This window comes from Thalassotalea fonticola, from assembly GCF_032911225.1.
Taxonomy (GTDB): Bacteria; Pseudomonadota; Gammaproteobacteria; order Enterobacterales; family Alteromonadaceae; genus Thalassotalea_A; species Thalassotalea_A fonticola.
In genome coordinates, this window is sequence record NZ_CP136600.1 from 1,987,711 (window position 1) to 2,002,263 (window position 14,553).

Consider the following 14,553-nt stretch of genomic DNA (forward strand, 5'->3'; position numbering starts at 1 on the left):
ACAACATAGCAAGCCCAGAATAACATTGATAAAATGATTTTTTAAATACCGCTTTAAGGGCCACCTATGAACCGCCAAGCTATCATTAGCGAGATGAAAGTATTGCCAGAAATTGATGCGAAAGTAGAAATTACTCGCCGAGTTAATTTTATTAAAGAACAATTAGTTAATTCTGGCTTAAAACATTTAATTTTAGGGATTAGTGGTGGCGTAGATTCATCAACATGTGGCCGGTTAGCACAACTCGCAGTTAATGAATTAAATGAAGAACATGGCAATGATTTTAAATTTATTGCCGTGCGTTTACCTTATAACGTACAGGCGGATGAAGATGATGCGCAATTAGCATTAAAATTTATTCAACCAAGTCAATGTATCTCAACCAACGTTATGGCAGGTGTTGATGGCATTCATCAAGAAGCGGTTACAATATTAGAAGATAGTGGTTTATTAGCAGCAAATGCCCACCGGTTAGACTTTTCCAAGGGTAATGTAAAAGCCCGAACTCGAATGGTTATGCAATACCATTTAGCTGGAATATTAGGAGGCTTGGTCATTGGCACTGATCATAGTGCTGAAAATATTACTGGTTTTTATACCAAATGGGGCGATGGCGCTTGTGATATGGCACCACTGTTTGGTTTAAGCAAACGTCAAGTTCGCTTACTTGCCAGAACTATGGGTGCACCTGAAAAACTTATAGTAAAACCACCTACTGCTGATTTAGAAGAGCTAGCTCCTGGCAAAGAAGATGAAGCTGCTTTAGGCTTGAGTTACGATAATATTGACGACTTTCTTGAAGGTAAAACGGTTAGCCATGACGTGGTTGATAAACTAATAAATATATACAACAACACTCAGCACAAGCGTCAGCCTATCCCAACTATTTACGATTAATATTTTAAAAATTTATAGGGGCATATAAAATAACAGAATTCGAACCATCTCTGGCAATTCTAAGTTATTGCTTCCCTGAAATAAAAAACCTGCTTTTGAAGCAGGTTTTACTTTTTAGTTAGTAGTAACATTTTAAATCTTAGCTATTTATTACCAACAAGACGTGGGACCTTTTAAACCTTTCGGATTTGCTGCGCTAACAGCTATCGTTAACGCTGTACAACCCGTGTCTTTAGCTTGAACTCCTTGAGCCGTCGCGGTAATGGTATAAGCGTTACCTGAGGCACCAGTAATTTTTAATTGATAATAGCCATTTTCACTGGTAGAAATGCCCTTTACCGTGTTAGAAGCACAATTATTGGCGCCACCTATTGCACTGCCAAAGGTCGCACAACTGCCTCTTAATTTACTTTGTGACAAAATTAAACCAAGCATGGCACTTTTCGCGTCTGACCGCCTTGCTTTCATCATCGAATCACTAAACGAAGGGTAAGCTATTCCGGCAATAATGCCCACAATAACGACCACTACCATTAACTCAATTAAACTAAAACCTTTGGTATTATTTTTCTTAAAGGTAAACACTGCACGCCTCATTATTTTTAGTAATCGCTATATTCAATTTTATTAATTCATCACTAATATCAGAGAACTGAATTGACGTTACTTTACCATTATTAGATGCTGAAATTATTGAATATTGAGCACTATCTAATGCATCTGGAATACCGATACACGGTGTATTATTTTTATGTGAGCTATTTACATATAAAACACCTGACCATGGTGTGCCATTTGCGGCCGCGATACAACTATATATGTTTTTATCACAATTGACACTGGTACCGTTAGTTATAGTGAAAGTTATCGTTGCAAGCTTACCAGTTTCACCAAGTACAGAACCACTAACAAGAACGTTAACAGGTTCAACAACAGGGGGATCAACTTCAGCGCCAACACGGCAGGTGAAATTATTAATAACTTGATCAGCAAAGATCTCTCTTCCTGCTGGGAAACTTTGCTGATAGTCAAGGCATTCAAAATCAGCAATAATTGAAGAAAGGTTTATTGCGCCTTCCCATCCTTCGCCCCAATCAAAGACATTACAACTGAAATTTAAGGTATGAGTTTTATCGGCAACGCTTTTATAAGCAACAGAACAATTTCCGGCACGGTCTGAAGTATTAACAAATATGCCTGCTAATAAATCGTCTTCGAGTAAATCAGTACCGGTAACAGCTATATCGCCACTGAGTTCATAAATTTTTAATGGTGGGTCACTAGGATCATATGGGCAATAGTCATCATATTTATAACCAAAGGTATCGATTTTAGTATGATCCATATAATTCGAGTCTTGGTTTAAACAAAAGAAATCTGTCGGCATTCCCTCAAATCTGGCTCCAGTTGCCCCATCAATATCAGCATCAGGAACCCGCATCGCGGTAATACAATCTTGTTCATTAGAGTTTGAAACCGCAGTAATAAAAAAATCATGGCCTGGGTCGCCCTCGGCAGGCAATATTAACGCATCATTGATCCCGATAGAATAATATATAGGAAAACCATCGCTATTTACAGTAGGTTTACCGTTACTGTCTCCATTGAAAGCCATGCCACGATATACTCGACGAACGGCAACTTTTGGCGTTAAATTAGGGTCTGTGGCATAGGGGTCGCCCATACAACCATCTAAAATTGCGGTTTGATTTTCATTACTTTGCGACTGCAATAAACCAACATTTCCATGCCAACCGCCGCCCAAATAACAGGTATATTCGTAATATTCAAAAGCCTTATTCGGATCGGTGAATAATGTATGGCTGGTATCATTCGTTACAGCAACAGCGGCGTTATTGGAATCAAGGTAATAGCGTTGACAATAGGCAGCATCGGAGGCGATTACAAAAATATCTTTAATGTCAAAATTAGTGTTATTTTGATCAACATAAATACGTCCAGAGATTTCGGCAAACCCGGTACAAGGAGTACCAGTACGTTCGTTATCAACAATTTCACAGGCATCTTCAAGAGTCAGCACAACGTCATTACCAGACGTTAACCGTAAATCGCCATCGCTCCTATCTAACAGGCCGGTAGTATCGCCATTGGAGTAACTAATTAAATTGTTGTCTTTATTAAATTCTTCATCGGTTACTTGTCCCTCACCAAGTTTAGCTCGACCTGTTGCAGAGCGTACATAGTTTTCACTTTCTTTTATTGTCTCAATATCCCCAGAAAGGCTTGGCGATATCCAAGACAATTGCGTATCTAAAGAAACTATTTGCGCAGCTCCTTGAGCATCTGTCCAGCTCACGTTTACCGTGATACTTTTTCTATCGTCAATTTCGGCAATAGTTTCAGCTCGAAGAAATCTGGCATTACTACCAGCAATTTTAGTCGCATTTTTATCGGTGCCGACGGCAAAAATTGTATTAAAATCACTTTCCGTTAAACCATCATCAGTATAGTTTCGTAATTGCTCAATTCTTTCTTGTGCTAACGCCATGGCTTCTGCTTTTAATTTATTGGCATTGCTGTCATTTACTAAACTACTTTGTAAAGAAGCAACAGCTAATAGACCCACGGCCATAATAGCTAAAGCAACAAGCACCTCAATTAAACCGAAGCCTTTTAAGTTTTTATTGTTCATTTTTATCACTCCGCTACAAAATCAATCCAACTGCCAGCCGTAACAACTGCAGGACCAGTTTCACTCAAATCCTCTAAAAGGCCTGAATTGTACCAAATATCTAGACTACCAGATTCTGATGCTGCGCCATTCACTATTACAGCCCCAAAAAAAGACGTATTACCGGTAACGTCTAGATTGCCGGTAACAAATACTAAACCATAAAACTCTGGGGTCCCCTTAAAAGTTGCATTACCATCAACAATTAAGATGGAAGGTTCATCCATAGAGCCTATAACCCCACCATTTGAAACCACATCACCATCAACCCAAATAACTTCACCTTCTGCGCCATTGGCACAAGAGTCCCAGTTTGCTTCTGTACACTCAACGGATACCATTGTTTCTTTAAAAGCTTCGGGCGGTAAGCCAAAAAAGTTTATGAACATTTCATCGCTGGTTAAATTGGCTAAATCAGTGTCATGCTCAATAACATCAAGGCCAACTTTTGAACCATCAGAAGATAAAACCTGACCACATGGGTTGGTATCTTGGGTATCCATACAACCTGGGTAATTAGGGTCATTCGGGTTGGCTATATAGGTTTTTTTCGAACCAGAAGATTTAAGCTGCACATCACTGCCACTCCATATGGTACTGTGCCCTTCTAGGTTATGCACAGTGCCAGAACCATCAAAGAATACATTACCCTTTGCACTTATTGGGTTGTCAGGCGTGTTTACTATAGGGCTGATAAACTGCATTTCAGATATTACGGTTCGGCTCGCAGTTCCATCCGTAGCAAATCCAATGGAAGTAACTTTGTAATGGTTTAAGTCATTTACTACAGATATTTCAACATCAACTTCAGCAAAACCATTGGTAAATGCAATTTCATTTGAATCATTAACACCATCATTATTGGTATCGGTAATGCCGCCCTCAGTGCCATCTTCTTTAAAATAATCGCCACTACCAAGCTCGGTAAAAGCAATATTTAAAGCAGATTCTGCCGACTCGAATGCATATTTTGCTCTAACATCGTTATTTACCAGCTTCTGTTCTAATAAAATTGAGCGGGCAAGGTATAAAGACACCAAGGTTATTAAAATGAGCAGTATTATCGACGTGATAAGCACTGCCATACCTTGCTGTTTTTTAATACTTTTGATACTTATGTTTTTTTTATTAAGGACAGCCATTATCTCATCCTCACTACATCATTTCTTACTCGAACGGTTTGTTTAATTTTTGCAGTCACTTCAGAGTCACTCTTTAACCTACCTGCTAGTGTAATGAGAATCTCTCTTGTTTCAACAGTCATCTGACCTACAGTAGGCGTTACTGTATAGCAATCTTTTTCACCATCGTCATCAACGGTTGTATCTGCATCAGAAACAGAGTCTAAGCCATCTGGCTCCGATGAATTTACACAAGCAGACTCGGCCGGATTAAAGGTTAATGAGGTAATTTCTATTAACTCTGGATCACTTAATGAATGCCATGTACCACCACTACAAGTGATAGCGGGTACCTGCGCCGTATTTACTGCCATTTCGACAGCACCGTCACTGCGGCTATAGCGAAAGCCGAAGTATTCAACATCGCCTGCAGCATCAACACTGCCGTCTCCATTTTTATCGTATGTAAATAACAAACAATAACCGTCAGTATCAGTATTTTCATCGACACTGGCAGTCGCACTAGAAAATATCGTAAGAAGAGTATCATCATCAACATTAAATGGGTTATCTGCAGAAGGTAACGCGTTAGGGTTATCCCAAAAACCAGCTCTGCGAATATCATTGACCATCACCGACATAATGGTCATTAACTGGGTGTTTAATTTAGTTGACTTTAACGTTTCAGAAGAGCTGACAATAACTGCCAGATAAACGTAAATAACGCCAGAGAGTACAATTAAACCAAAGATCATGCTTAATAATAATTCTATTAAAGTAAAACCTTTGTTGAATGATAATTTATTAGTATTTTTAAGCATTAGCTACAATCCTTATAATCGCTAAGATCATCAGAGCAAATCGTTATTGTGCCAATTATAGAAAGTCTAATTTGTACATTATTGCCCAATTCAGACGTTAAGGTGTAATAGCGGTAGCCACCTAAATTTGTTGTGCCTCGGGTAGAGTCAAACTCAATAGCGTCAATAGTAGAAGAACTGTACGATCTCTTAATGCTGATTTCATCAAAATCGAGACCAGAAAGACGATGAAGAACAGCATCATCTTCGGCGTTATAAACACCATCACCATTATCGATCGGTAACACACATGCTTTAGCATCGGTGTTTGTTGTAATTAATGGGTTGCAAAAAGCATCCTCACTCATACCAAAAGCCCATTTTTTTGAACGCAGTGTGCTTGCACTCCAATAAATGGTTTTTGAGCGACTTAAAGATTCACTACGGGCCTGTTGCAAATAGGAATAAAGATGTTCAGTAGCACTGATGAGTTTGCGTTTATCGAAAGATTCTAAAAAGCTGGGCCCGGCAACGCCCGCCAAAATACTCAGAATGAGTATGGTGATAAGAAGTTCTATTAATGTTAAACCACGTACTTTTTTCATTGTCTCAATACCCCTACCAATGCCTTTAGCATTGGTAGCGCTTCCTTTGTATCGCAACGTAATATCCTATAATGTGCTTTGTTATTTTTTTAATTTGTTCGTTCGTTCATGAAAAAGATCATCTTCCATTTTAGTAAATTTAAATATGATGATCTTTTTGTACTTATATATAAATTAGCACTAAATGTGCCGAACTACTATTTTTTGCGTATAAATTATTAATTCTTTTACTTTTTTAATCTAGATAAAGGGCTTAAAGCATGGGTGAGAATAAATTCGCAGTAAATAAAATTAGATAAAATGTAGATTATCGACTATTAATTATTAGTGAATTTAAAAACAAGGATGTGATTAAATGACTACCTCGACAAGCTCTGCCGTAACAAATTTTTCTTTCTCTAAATATTCTATGCCTGTTGTACCTAAAGCCTATAGCAATGGTTTTTCATTGATGGAAGTTTTAATCACTATGATTATTATTTCGTTTGGCATGTTGGGGCTGGCAAAACTGCAACTTAATGCCATGGTAGAAGTACAAAGTGCCAGTTATGCCAATAAAGCAGCTAACTTTACCCAACAAATGAGCGAAATTATAGCGGCCAACCCAAGTGCGTTAAACAGTTATCAACTTTCTTCTGCTCAACAAATTACATCACCAATTAACTGCCGGGCAAGTACCTGTTCAGGTGCAGAGCTTGCCATGTATGATCTTAAGTTATGGCAAAATAACGTTTCAAAATCATTACCATCAGGTCAAGCTGAAGTTGTGATCAGTTCAAATAAGGCAAAGATCATTGTTCGCTGGGATCAAAGCCGCAACGGCTCTACGGGTTTAAATTGTCCACAGCTAAGCAGCAACGATTTAGAATGTACTACATTAACCCGTACAATCAGATAAGCGGTGAACATTTATCGTTTACTTAAATGCCGTGGATTTACCCTCGTAGAAGTTATGATATCTCTAACCTTAGGTTTATTCTTATTAACAATGGGTATGCAAAGCTTAATTACTATGAATAAGAGTTTTATCACGATTAAGAACAGCTCACGAATGCAAGAAACAGCACGGTTTACTTTTGCATTACTCGAACAGGACATTAAGCAAAGCCGATACTGGGCAAATGCATTGGCGTTTGCCCACTTTTCAGGCAGTGCCGGATTAACCGACATTAACAACAGCAACTGTTTAGAAGGTGGTTCCTCTTGGGGACGACAAATACAGCAAGCTATTTTTGCATTAAATAACTCTGCTGATACTTATGCATGCGTGAACAATGACAACTACCTTCAAGGTGATATATTAACCGTTCGTTATGCCAGTACTGCAGCATTTTCTAGTTTTGATAATGAGCAAATTTATATCAGGAGCTTAGGCAGTCAGCATAGGCTATTCATTGGTACAGATAGAGGTCTAGCAATAAATAATGATTTACCTTCACCATTAAGCCAGATAATGATTGCGCATAGTTTTTTTGTCGGTGATAGCGGCCGTACATGCAAAGGCGAAATGATCCCTGCTCTGTTTTGGCAAAACTTAGTAAATGGTCGACCTCAAAAAGAAGAGCTATTAGCCGGTGTAGAACAATTACAAACTCAGTTTTTAGTCGATGAAAATGTAGATGGTAAACCCGACAAGTACTTAAATTCTGATCAAGTATTGAATTGGCAAAATATACACAGTGTAAAAGTAGATTTATTGGTCAGAAGCGATTGCCCTGACGCCAAACATTTAAATAATAAAACATACCAACTTGGCGATGTTAGCTATCAAGTGAATGATCATTTTTATCGGCAGCAATATCAATATACGTTTAATTATCATTAGATAATACTAGCGTTAGATAGAGCACACATTAATAAAAGGAATTATTAATGAAAACACATATTAATTCATACCATAAATACCAAGGGTTAGTTCTAGCAACAAATTTGCTTATGGTATTGCTGGTAACGTTAATTGCTACAACATTATTTAAAAATGCCCTAACGCAAAGCAAAATGGTAAACCTTAGCAAAAGCCAGTTACTCATTAAAAATAATAGCGAACAAGTGTTAGTAGATGCTAAAAATTACATCAAAAATTTACTCGCGGCTAATACTGAATTGACCGTTAATGATAAAGGTTATTTTGGCAGTGATGCAGCGATATTTATTACTGATATTAATTGGCAAGATACCAATAACTTTATCGCCAGTGACAACAATAGTAAATTTGTGGTGATTTACTTGGGTATTCAAACCAAACTCACTCAGCCTGATCTTGGACTAGACCATCACTTATTTAAAATTCTTATTTATAGCCAATTTCCCCCAAGTGCTGAGTATCAACTACAACGATTTATCGCAATTCCAGTTGTGTAAGCATTTTATAAGGATATGTAATGACACATAAACAACCGCGAGGCTTTGGTTTCACGTTACTTGAGCTCATCATCACGTTAACCATAATTGGCATTTTAAGCAGCATTGCTTTTACCAGTTTTAAAAGTTATGTGCTTAAAGCAAGAAGAATTGACGCCCGCGAAACATTAATGAAATTGGCCGTTGCTCAAGAAAGGTATTATAACCAACATCTACGTTATTCTAGCGATATAAGCTCAGCAACAGGTTTAAATCATCAATCTTTATTAACTAGTGCAGGGTTTTATCAGTTAACAGTTGAAATAAAAACGTATACCGATGATGGCAAAGACAGCTTTGTATTAACGGCAAAGGCAATTAATAACCAGGCGAATGATAAAGACTGCTTAAGCTTTACCCTTAATAATTTATCCGAGCGTAACGCAATGAATAATCAAGCGATTGAAAATGCTACTTGCTGGTAAGCAGTCTTATTCATTGTTTAATTTTTAGAACTAAGACTATTAATCCATATAACTAGCAGCTTATATTATCGCCTGCAGCATCTTCATGAATGCCATTATTATCACTATCTGATGACGGTCGAATACGCCCTGAACGTGTAACAATCAGTGCTCTATTATATTTTAACGTAGGATCAGCAGAGCAGATCCTCAGCGTGCCATTTTGATTCCAAGTAAACCCGTTTTGTTGAAATTGAATATAATTTCTGTTTTGGAATGCACGCCATGTGAGTACTTGCTGATTTTTAGATTGCTCGACAACTTTTAATATCACTTCATTATCATCTTTTTGATGATCACGATTATTATCGATGAAAAGTATGGCACCATCATGCCAATTTTTTCCACAGCTAAAACCATTACTGCTTGGGCAAAGGGTAATAATATTACCGGAGGTTATTGCTGCTTGTCTGGCATGATTTAAAGCCAGTAACCATTTGTCGACTTCCGTTTTTACATGATAACGCATTATTAAGTCATGGTAACTTGGCATGCCAATAGTGACTAGTGATGACATGATCGCAATTGTGACCATAAGTTCGATAAGAGAAAATCCAGATACGTCCTTGTTTAAAGCTTTCATAGTGGCCTCCTGCCTGAAAGTGTTACTTAATCAACTTGATATTACTAATAAAGTATAGTTAGCCTATAAACAAAAAACCTGCTTTCGCAGGTTTCATTTACTGTTTTAGTTCACATATTTACTATCTAAGTTCGGCAGGTACGGCAAAAACAGTAGTCTCTTCACGGCCAGGGTTTTCTATAACCACTTTACCGCCTAGAGTTTTAAGCTTTTCGACAACTTGAGCAACAAGTACTTCTGGTGCTGACGCACCTGCAGTTACACCTACTTTTGCAATATCGTCTAACCAAGTTGACTCAATATCATCTGCACCATCGATTAGGTATGAGGTTGTACCCAACTTTTCAGATAACTCACGTAAACGATTCGAATTTGAACTGTTTTTTGCGCCAACCACTAATAGCAAATCAGCTTTTCCAGCCATAGAGCGCACAGCGTCTTGGCGGTTTTGTGTTGCATAACAAATATCATCTTTGCGCGGACCGGCAATATTAGGAAATTTTGCTCGAAGGGCGTCAACCACTTCAGATGTATCATCTACTGATAGAGTTGTTTGAGAACAATAAAATAAAACATCAGAATTTTTTACTTCTAAATGTGCTACATCTTCTACCGACTCGACCAAATAAATACCGCCTACCTCAGATTCGTATTGGCCCATAGTACCTTCGACTTCAGGATGTCCTGCATGGCCGATTAAAATACACTCATGGTTTTTACGAGAAGCACGGGTTACTTCCATATGAACTTTGGTAACCAATGGGCAAGTTGCATCAAACACTTTTAAGCCCCTGTCTTTAGCATTTTGACGAACAGCTTTAGAAACGCCATGAGCAGAAAATATAACGGTCATATCATCAGGCACTTCATTAAGTGATTCAACAAATACTGCGCCACGATTTTTCAAACCATCGACGACAAATTTGTTATGCACAACTTCATGGCGTACATAAATAGGCGCATCAAATAAATCAAGCGCTCTATCTACAATACTAATTGCTCGGTCAACGCCAGCACAAAAGCCGCGAGGGTTTGCTAATATAATTTCCATCAGTTCTTTCTTAAAATTTTATAAAATGTCTACAACATCAACGGCAAACGTGATCGCTTGACCCGCTAAAGGATGATTAAAATCTACTGTTACAGATAAATCATTTACTTCACGAATGATGCCTGGTATTTCGCCACCTGGTTGAGTAAAAGTGACAATACTGCCAACTTCTGCGGGTGTATCACTATTAAATTTTTGACGATCTAAGTAGTGAATATTTTCAGGATTTACATCACCAAATGCATCTTTAGCTTCTAAGGTAAACTCTTTCGAGTCGCCCTGATTTAGCCCTAACAATTGCTGCTCAAAAGCGGGAGATAAACTTTGATCTCCCATATTAACTTTAGCAGGCTTATTGTTAACTTTGGTACTATCTGCAGCTGAGCCGTCAGAAAGTTTCATTGTGATATGCATTAAGATGCTCGAATCTTCTACAATTGTTTTCATATTTCTTGTCTCGTTAGACATACTACTTTACTCCAGAGTCTTGAGTTTCAGATTCAATTTTTTTGTTACTTTGCTTTTCACCGTTTTTACTATCGCGAAAGGCATCTAATATCATTAAACCAGCTCCGACAAATATGGCAGAGTCAGCGATATTAAAAGCAGGCCAATGTTTATTGCCCACATAAAAATCTAGAAAATCGATAACATAACCGAACATCATCCGATCAATCAAGTTCCCTACTGCGCCGCTTAAAATCAAGGCAAATGAGATGGCGATAAGTTTGTCTTGTTTGGGTGTTTTTGCCATCCAAATAACAAGAAGTATACTTACTACGCCTGCAATAGCAGTAAAGAACCAACGCTGCCAGCCGCCTTGATCAGCTAAAAAGCTAAATGCAGCGCCAGGGTTGTGAACATAGGTTAGATTGAAATAAGGCATTACAGCGATAGATTCACGGTAATCCATTAACGCCACAACAGACTGTTTGGTTACTTGATCGATAATTAACATTACTATTGCTAACCATAACCAACGCAAGCCAGTATTGTTAAATAATTTTTTTGCAGACATACAACTATAAAACCTTAAATAACTGTGCAATATTCACCTGCCAACTAAAGGCCAAGGAAAATCGCGCAGCAAATTTCTTAATATTAAGCAAACTGACGAGCTTCGCCTGCACCATCAATATTGGTAATACAACGGCCACACAAATCACTGTGAGTGTCATTCTGACCAACATCAAGAGTGTAATGCCAACAACGTTCACATTTAGTACCAGTAGAAGCGGAAATGGCTAACCATAAGCCGTTCACTTCTGTTGCTACACTGCCTTCTGGCTGTTCAGTAACAACCACCACATTGGCAGCAGAGGTAATTAGGGCAAAACGTAATTCTTCGCCAACACTTAACAACTTATCAGCTAAGTCTTGCGTAGCAAATAAGGTAACGTCCGCTTGTAATGTTGCACCAACAATATCGTCACGACGGGCTTGTTCTAATGCCTTGTTCACTTCAGTACGAACATCTAATAAACTCGACCAGAAATCGTTATTTAAAGGCGCATCTTCAGCAAGTTTAGTTAATCCTTCAAACCAAACACCAGTAAATACGAACTCATCTCGTTCGCCTGGTAAGGCAGACCAAATCTCTTGTGCAGTAAACGACAAGATAGGCGCCATCCAGCGAACCATAGCTTCAGCAATAAGGTATAACGCGGTTTGACATGAACGACGAGCTAAACCATCGGTTTTTGCTGTGTATTGCCTGTCTTTAATAATATCTAAATAGAAACCACCTAGTTCATTAGTACAGAAATTCATGATTTTACTTACTACAGTGCTAAACTCGTACTTGTCGTAAGCGGCAATGATTTCTTCTTGTAAATCGGCCGCTTTACCTACAACCCAGCGGTCTAACGCCACCATATTTTCTAAAGCAACTGAATGCTTAGCAGGTTCAAAACCATTGATATTAGCTAATAAGAAGCGAGATGTGTTTCGAATACGACGATATGCATCGGCTTGACGCTTAAAGATCTCATCCGACACAGTAATTTCTTGGGTGTAGTTAACCGAAGCTACCCATAAACGTAAAATATCAGCACCAAGTTTGTTGGTGATTTCTTTTGGCATTACTACGTTGCCTAAAGACTTAGACATTTTGTGGCCGTTTACATCAACGGTAAAGCCATGGGTTAAGACTTCTTTGTATGGCGCTTTACCATTCATCGCAACTGATGACATCATTGACGACATAAACCAACCACGATGTTGATCGCTACCTTCTAGATATAAATCGGCAGCTGCATCAAACTCATCACGAGCATCAACTACTGAGTAATGCGACACACCAGAGTCGAACCATACATCTAGAGTATCAGAAACTTTTACGTACTCTTGAGCGTCGTCGCCAATTAATTCTTGTGCATCTAAATCGAACCAAGCTTGAATACCTTGTTCTTCAACTTTTACAGCAACTTGCTCTAGCAGCTCAATAGCATTTGGATGTAAGGCGCCGGTGTCTTTATGCACAAATAATGCAATTGGAACACCCCAAGTACGTTGACGTGAAATACACCAGTCTGGACGACCTTCAACCATTTTTTCAATACGGCTTTGGCCCCAATCAGGGATCCATTTAGTTTGTTCGATTTCTTTTAACGACTCTTCACGCAAGCCTTTTTGATCCATACTGATAAACCACTGCGGCGTAGCACGGAAAATAATTGGCGTTTTGTGTCTCCAACAATGCGGATAAGAATGCTCGTAAGCATGGTGATGCATTAAAGAGCCGTGTTCTTTTAATATTTCTACAACGCTGTCGTTCGCTTTAAATACGTGCTGGCCAGCCAGTAATGGCGTATCAGGTAAGTACACACCATTGGCACCAACAGGGTTGGCAACTTCTAAGTTGTAAGTACGGCCGACATTAAAATCGTCTACACCATGCCCAGGGGCCGTATGTACACAACCAGTACCAGAATCAGTAGTAACATGGTCACCTAGAATAACCGGTACGGTGAAATCATAGAATGGGTGATTTACTTGAACACTCTCTAATGCACTACCGTCACAGAAACCTAGCGCATGGTATTTATCGATACCAAACCTGTCCATACAATCAGCAACTAAATCTGATCCTAAGATCAAACGTTGTGGCCCTTGCTCACCTTCAACTTGTACAAGTGTGTATTGTAATTCTGGGTGAACCGATACCGCGCGGTTCGCTGGTAACGTCCAAGGAGTAGTAGTCCAAATAACAATTGAAATTTGACCTTCACCCTTATGCCCTTCAGGGTGTGAGAATAAATCAGCAACAGAGTCTTGTGCAGTAAACTTAACATCGATAGCTGGAGAAAATTTATCTTGGTATTCAACTTCGGCTTCAGCGAGTGCTGAACCACAATCTGTACACCAATGCACAGGTTTGAAGCCTTGATGCAAATGACCGTTTTCAGTGATTTTGCCTAAAGCACGAATGATATTAGCTTCAGTTTTAAAATCCATAGTTAAATAAGGATTATCCCAATCACCAAACACACCTAAACGTTTAAAGTCTTCACGTTGCCCGTCAACTTGCTTTAATGCATATTCACGACACTTTTGACGAAACTCTGCGGAATTAAGCTTTTTGCCAGGTTTGCCCCATTTTTTTTCTACAACCAATTCAATTGGTAAACCATGACAGTCCCAACCAGGAACGTATGGTGAATTAAAGTCAGATAGCGTTTTGGCTTTAACAATTACGTCTTTTAGAATTTTATTTACTGCATGACCTAAATGAATATTGCCATTTGCATAAGGAGGTCCATCATGCAGAATGAATGATTTTTTGCCTTTCTTCGCCGCTCGAATTTGACCGTATAAATCTTTTTCGGCCCATTCTTTTAGCATTTTTGGTTCACGTTGCGGTAAACCACCACGCATTGGAAACGCAGTATCTGGTAAATTTAAAGTATGTTTATAATCACTCATTAAAATCTTTATCCGT

15 protein-coding genes and 1 pseudogene are annotated in these 14,553 nt (G+C 38.6%); 6 read left to right on the plus strand and 10 right to left on the minus strand.

Annotated features, from left to right (window positions below; translation table 11 throughout):
• Window positions 1-66 precede the first annotated feature (66 nt).
• Entirely contained in the window at window positions 67-897 is an 831-nt protein-coding gene (nadE, locus tag RI844_RS08050) for an ammonia-dependent NAD(+) synthetase (protein WP_348397929.1), read from the plus strand.
• 150 nt (window positions 898-1,047) lie between these two features.
• Here nadE and RI844_RS08055 read toward each other — a convergent pair whose 3' ends face one another.
• From RI844_RS08055 to RI844_RS08075, 5 genes are read right to left on the minus strand one after another with little or no spacing between them, the layout of a single operon-like run.
• Entirely contained in the window at window positions 1,048-1,482 is a 435-nt protein-coding gene (locus RI844_RS08055) for a type IV pilin protein (RefSeq protein WP_348397930.1), read from the minus strand.
• The gene (locus tag RI844_RS08060; protein WP_348397931.1) at window positions 1,469-3,550 is read right to left on the minus strand and encodes a prepilin-type N-terminal cleavage/methylation domain-containing protein; all 2,082 of its coding nucleotides are present in this window, start codon (window positions 3,548-3,550) and stop codon (window positions 1,469-1,471) included. The genes RI844_RS08055 and RI844_RS08060 overlap by 14 nt, the downstream gene beginning before the upstream one ends.
• Before the next feature lie 5 nt (window positions 3,551-3,555).
• Entirely contained in the window at window positions 3,556-4,731 is a 1,176-nt protein-coding gene (locus RI844_RS08065; protein ID WP_348397932.1) for a PilX N-terminal domain-containing pilus assembly protein, read from the minus strand.
• Entirely contained in the window at window positions 4,731-5,531 is an 801-nt protein-coding gene (locus RI844_RS08070) for a PilW family protein (RefSeq protein WP_348397933.1), read from the minus strand. Before RI844_RS08070 ends, RI844_RS08065 begins: the two co-directional genes overlap by 1 nt.
• Complete coding sequence (locus RI844_RS08075) at window positions 5,531-6,115, minus strand: GspH/FimT family protein (RefSeq protein WP_348397934.1); 585 nt, start codon at window positions 6,113-6,115, stop codon at window positions 5,531-5,533. Before RI844_RS08075 ends, RI844_RS08070 begins: the two co-directional genes overlap by 1 nt.
• Window positions 6,116-6,470: 355 nt before the next feature.
• On the opposite strand from RI844_RS08075, the gene pilV reads away from it, so the two are divergent.
• The 5 genes and pseudogenes from pilV (at window position 6,471) to RI844_RS08095 (ending at window position 8,940) form a co-directional block, all read left to right on the plus strand.
• A complete protein-coding gene (gene pilV, locus RI844_RS08080) occupies window positions 6,471-7,013 on the plus strand; it encodes a type IV pilus modification protein PilV (protein ID WP_348397935.1) in 543 nt (180 codons plus the stop codon).
• 3 nt (window positions 7,014-7,016) lie between these two features.
• Window positions 7,017-7,103 (plus strand): annotated as a pseudogene (locus RI844_RS20270) (prepilin-type N-terminal cleavage/methylation domain-containing protein); the annotation flags it as partial.
• 63 nt (window positions 7,104-7,166) lie between these two features.
• Window positions 7,167-7,940, plus strand: a complete 774-nt coding sequence (locus RI844_RS08085; RefSeq protein WP_348397936.1) for a PilW family protein — start codon at window positions 7,167-7,169, stop codon at window positions 7,938-7,940.
• A gap of 47 nt (window positions 7,941-7,987) precedes the next feature.
• Entirely contained in the window at window positions 7,988-8,476 is a 489-nt protein-coding gene (locus RI844_RS08090) for a pilus assembly PilX family protein (protein WP_348397937.1), read from the plus strand.
• Between the two features lie 20 nt (window positions 8,477-8,496).
• Window positions 8,497-8,940 carry a type IV pilin protein gene (locus RI844_RS08095; protein ID WP_348397938.1) on the plus strand — a complete coding sequence of 148 codons (444 nt, stop codon included), beginning with the start codon at window positions 8,497-8,499 and terminating at the stop codon, window positions 8,938-8,940.
• A 52-nt stretch (window positions 8,941-8,992) separates the two neighbouring features.
• Here the strand turns inward: RI844_RS08095 and RI844_RS08100 are convergent, their stop codons facing one another.
• The 5 genes from RI844_RS08100 to ileS form a co-directional block, all read right to left on the minus strand.
• Window positions 8,993-9,562, minus strand: a complete 570-nt coding sequence (locus RI844_RS08100; RefSeq protein WP_348397939.1) for a GspH/FimT family pseudopilin — start codon at window positions 9,560-9,562, stop codon at window positions 8,993-8,995.
• A 121-nt stretch (window positions 9,563-9,683) separates the two neighbouring features.
• Window positions 9,684-10,613 (minus strand): 4-hydroxy-3-methylbut-2-enyl diphosphate reductase, encoded by a 930-nt coding sequence (gene ispH / locus RI844_RS08105; RefSeq protein WP_348397940.1) that lies wholly within the window; start codon window positions 10,611-10,613, stop codon window positions 9,684-9,686.
• A gap of 18 nt (window positions 10,614-10,631) precedes the next feature.
• Window positions 10,632-11,060 (minus strand): FKBP-type peptidyl-prolyl cis-trans isomerase, encoded by a 429-nt coding sequence (gene fkpB / locus RI844_RS08110; protein ID WP_348397941.1) that lies wholly within the window; start codon window positions 11,058-11,060, stop codon window positions 10,632-10,634.
• Window positions 11,061-11,082: 22 nt separating this feature from the next.
• On the minus strand, window positions 11,083-11,631 hold the full coding sequence (gene lspA / locus RI844_RS08115) for a signal peptidase II (RefSeq protein ID WP_348397942.1): 549 nt from the start codon (window positions 11,629-11,631) through the stop codon (window positions 11,083-11,085).
• 83 nt (window positions 11,632-11,714) lie between these two features.
• Window positions 11,715-14,537 (minus strand): isoleucine--tRNA ligase, encoded by a 2,823-nt coding sequence (gene ileS, locus RI844_RS08120; RefSeq protein WP_348397943.1) that lies wholly within the window; start codon window positions 14,535-14,537, stop codon window positions 11,715-11,717.
• Between the last annotated feature and the right edge of the window lie 16 nt (window positions 14,538-14,553).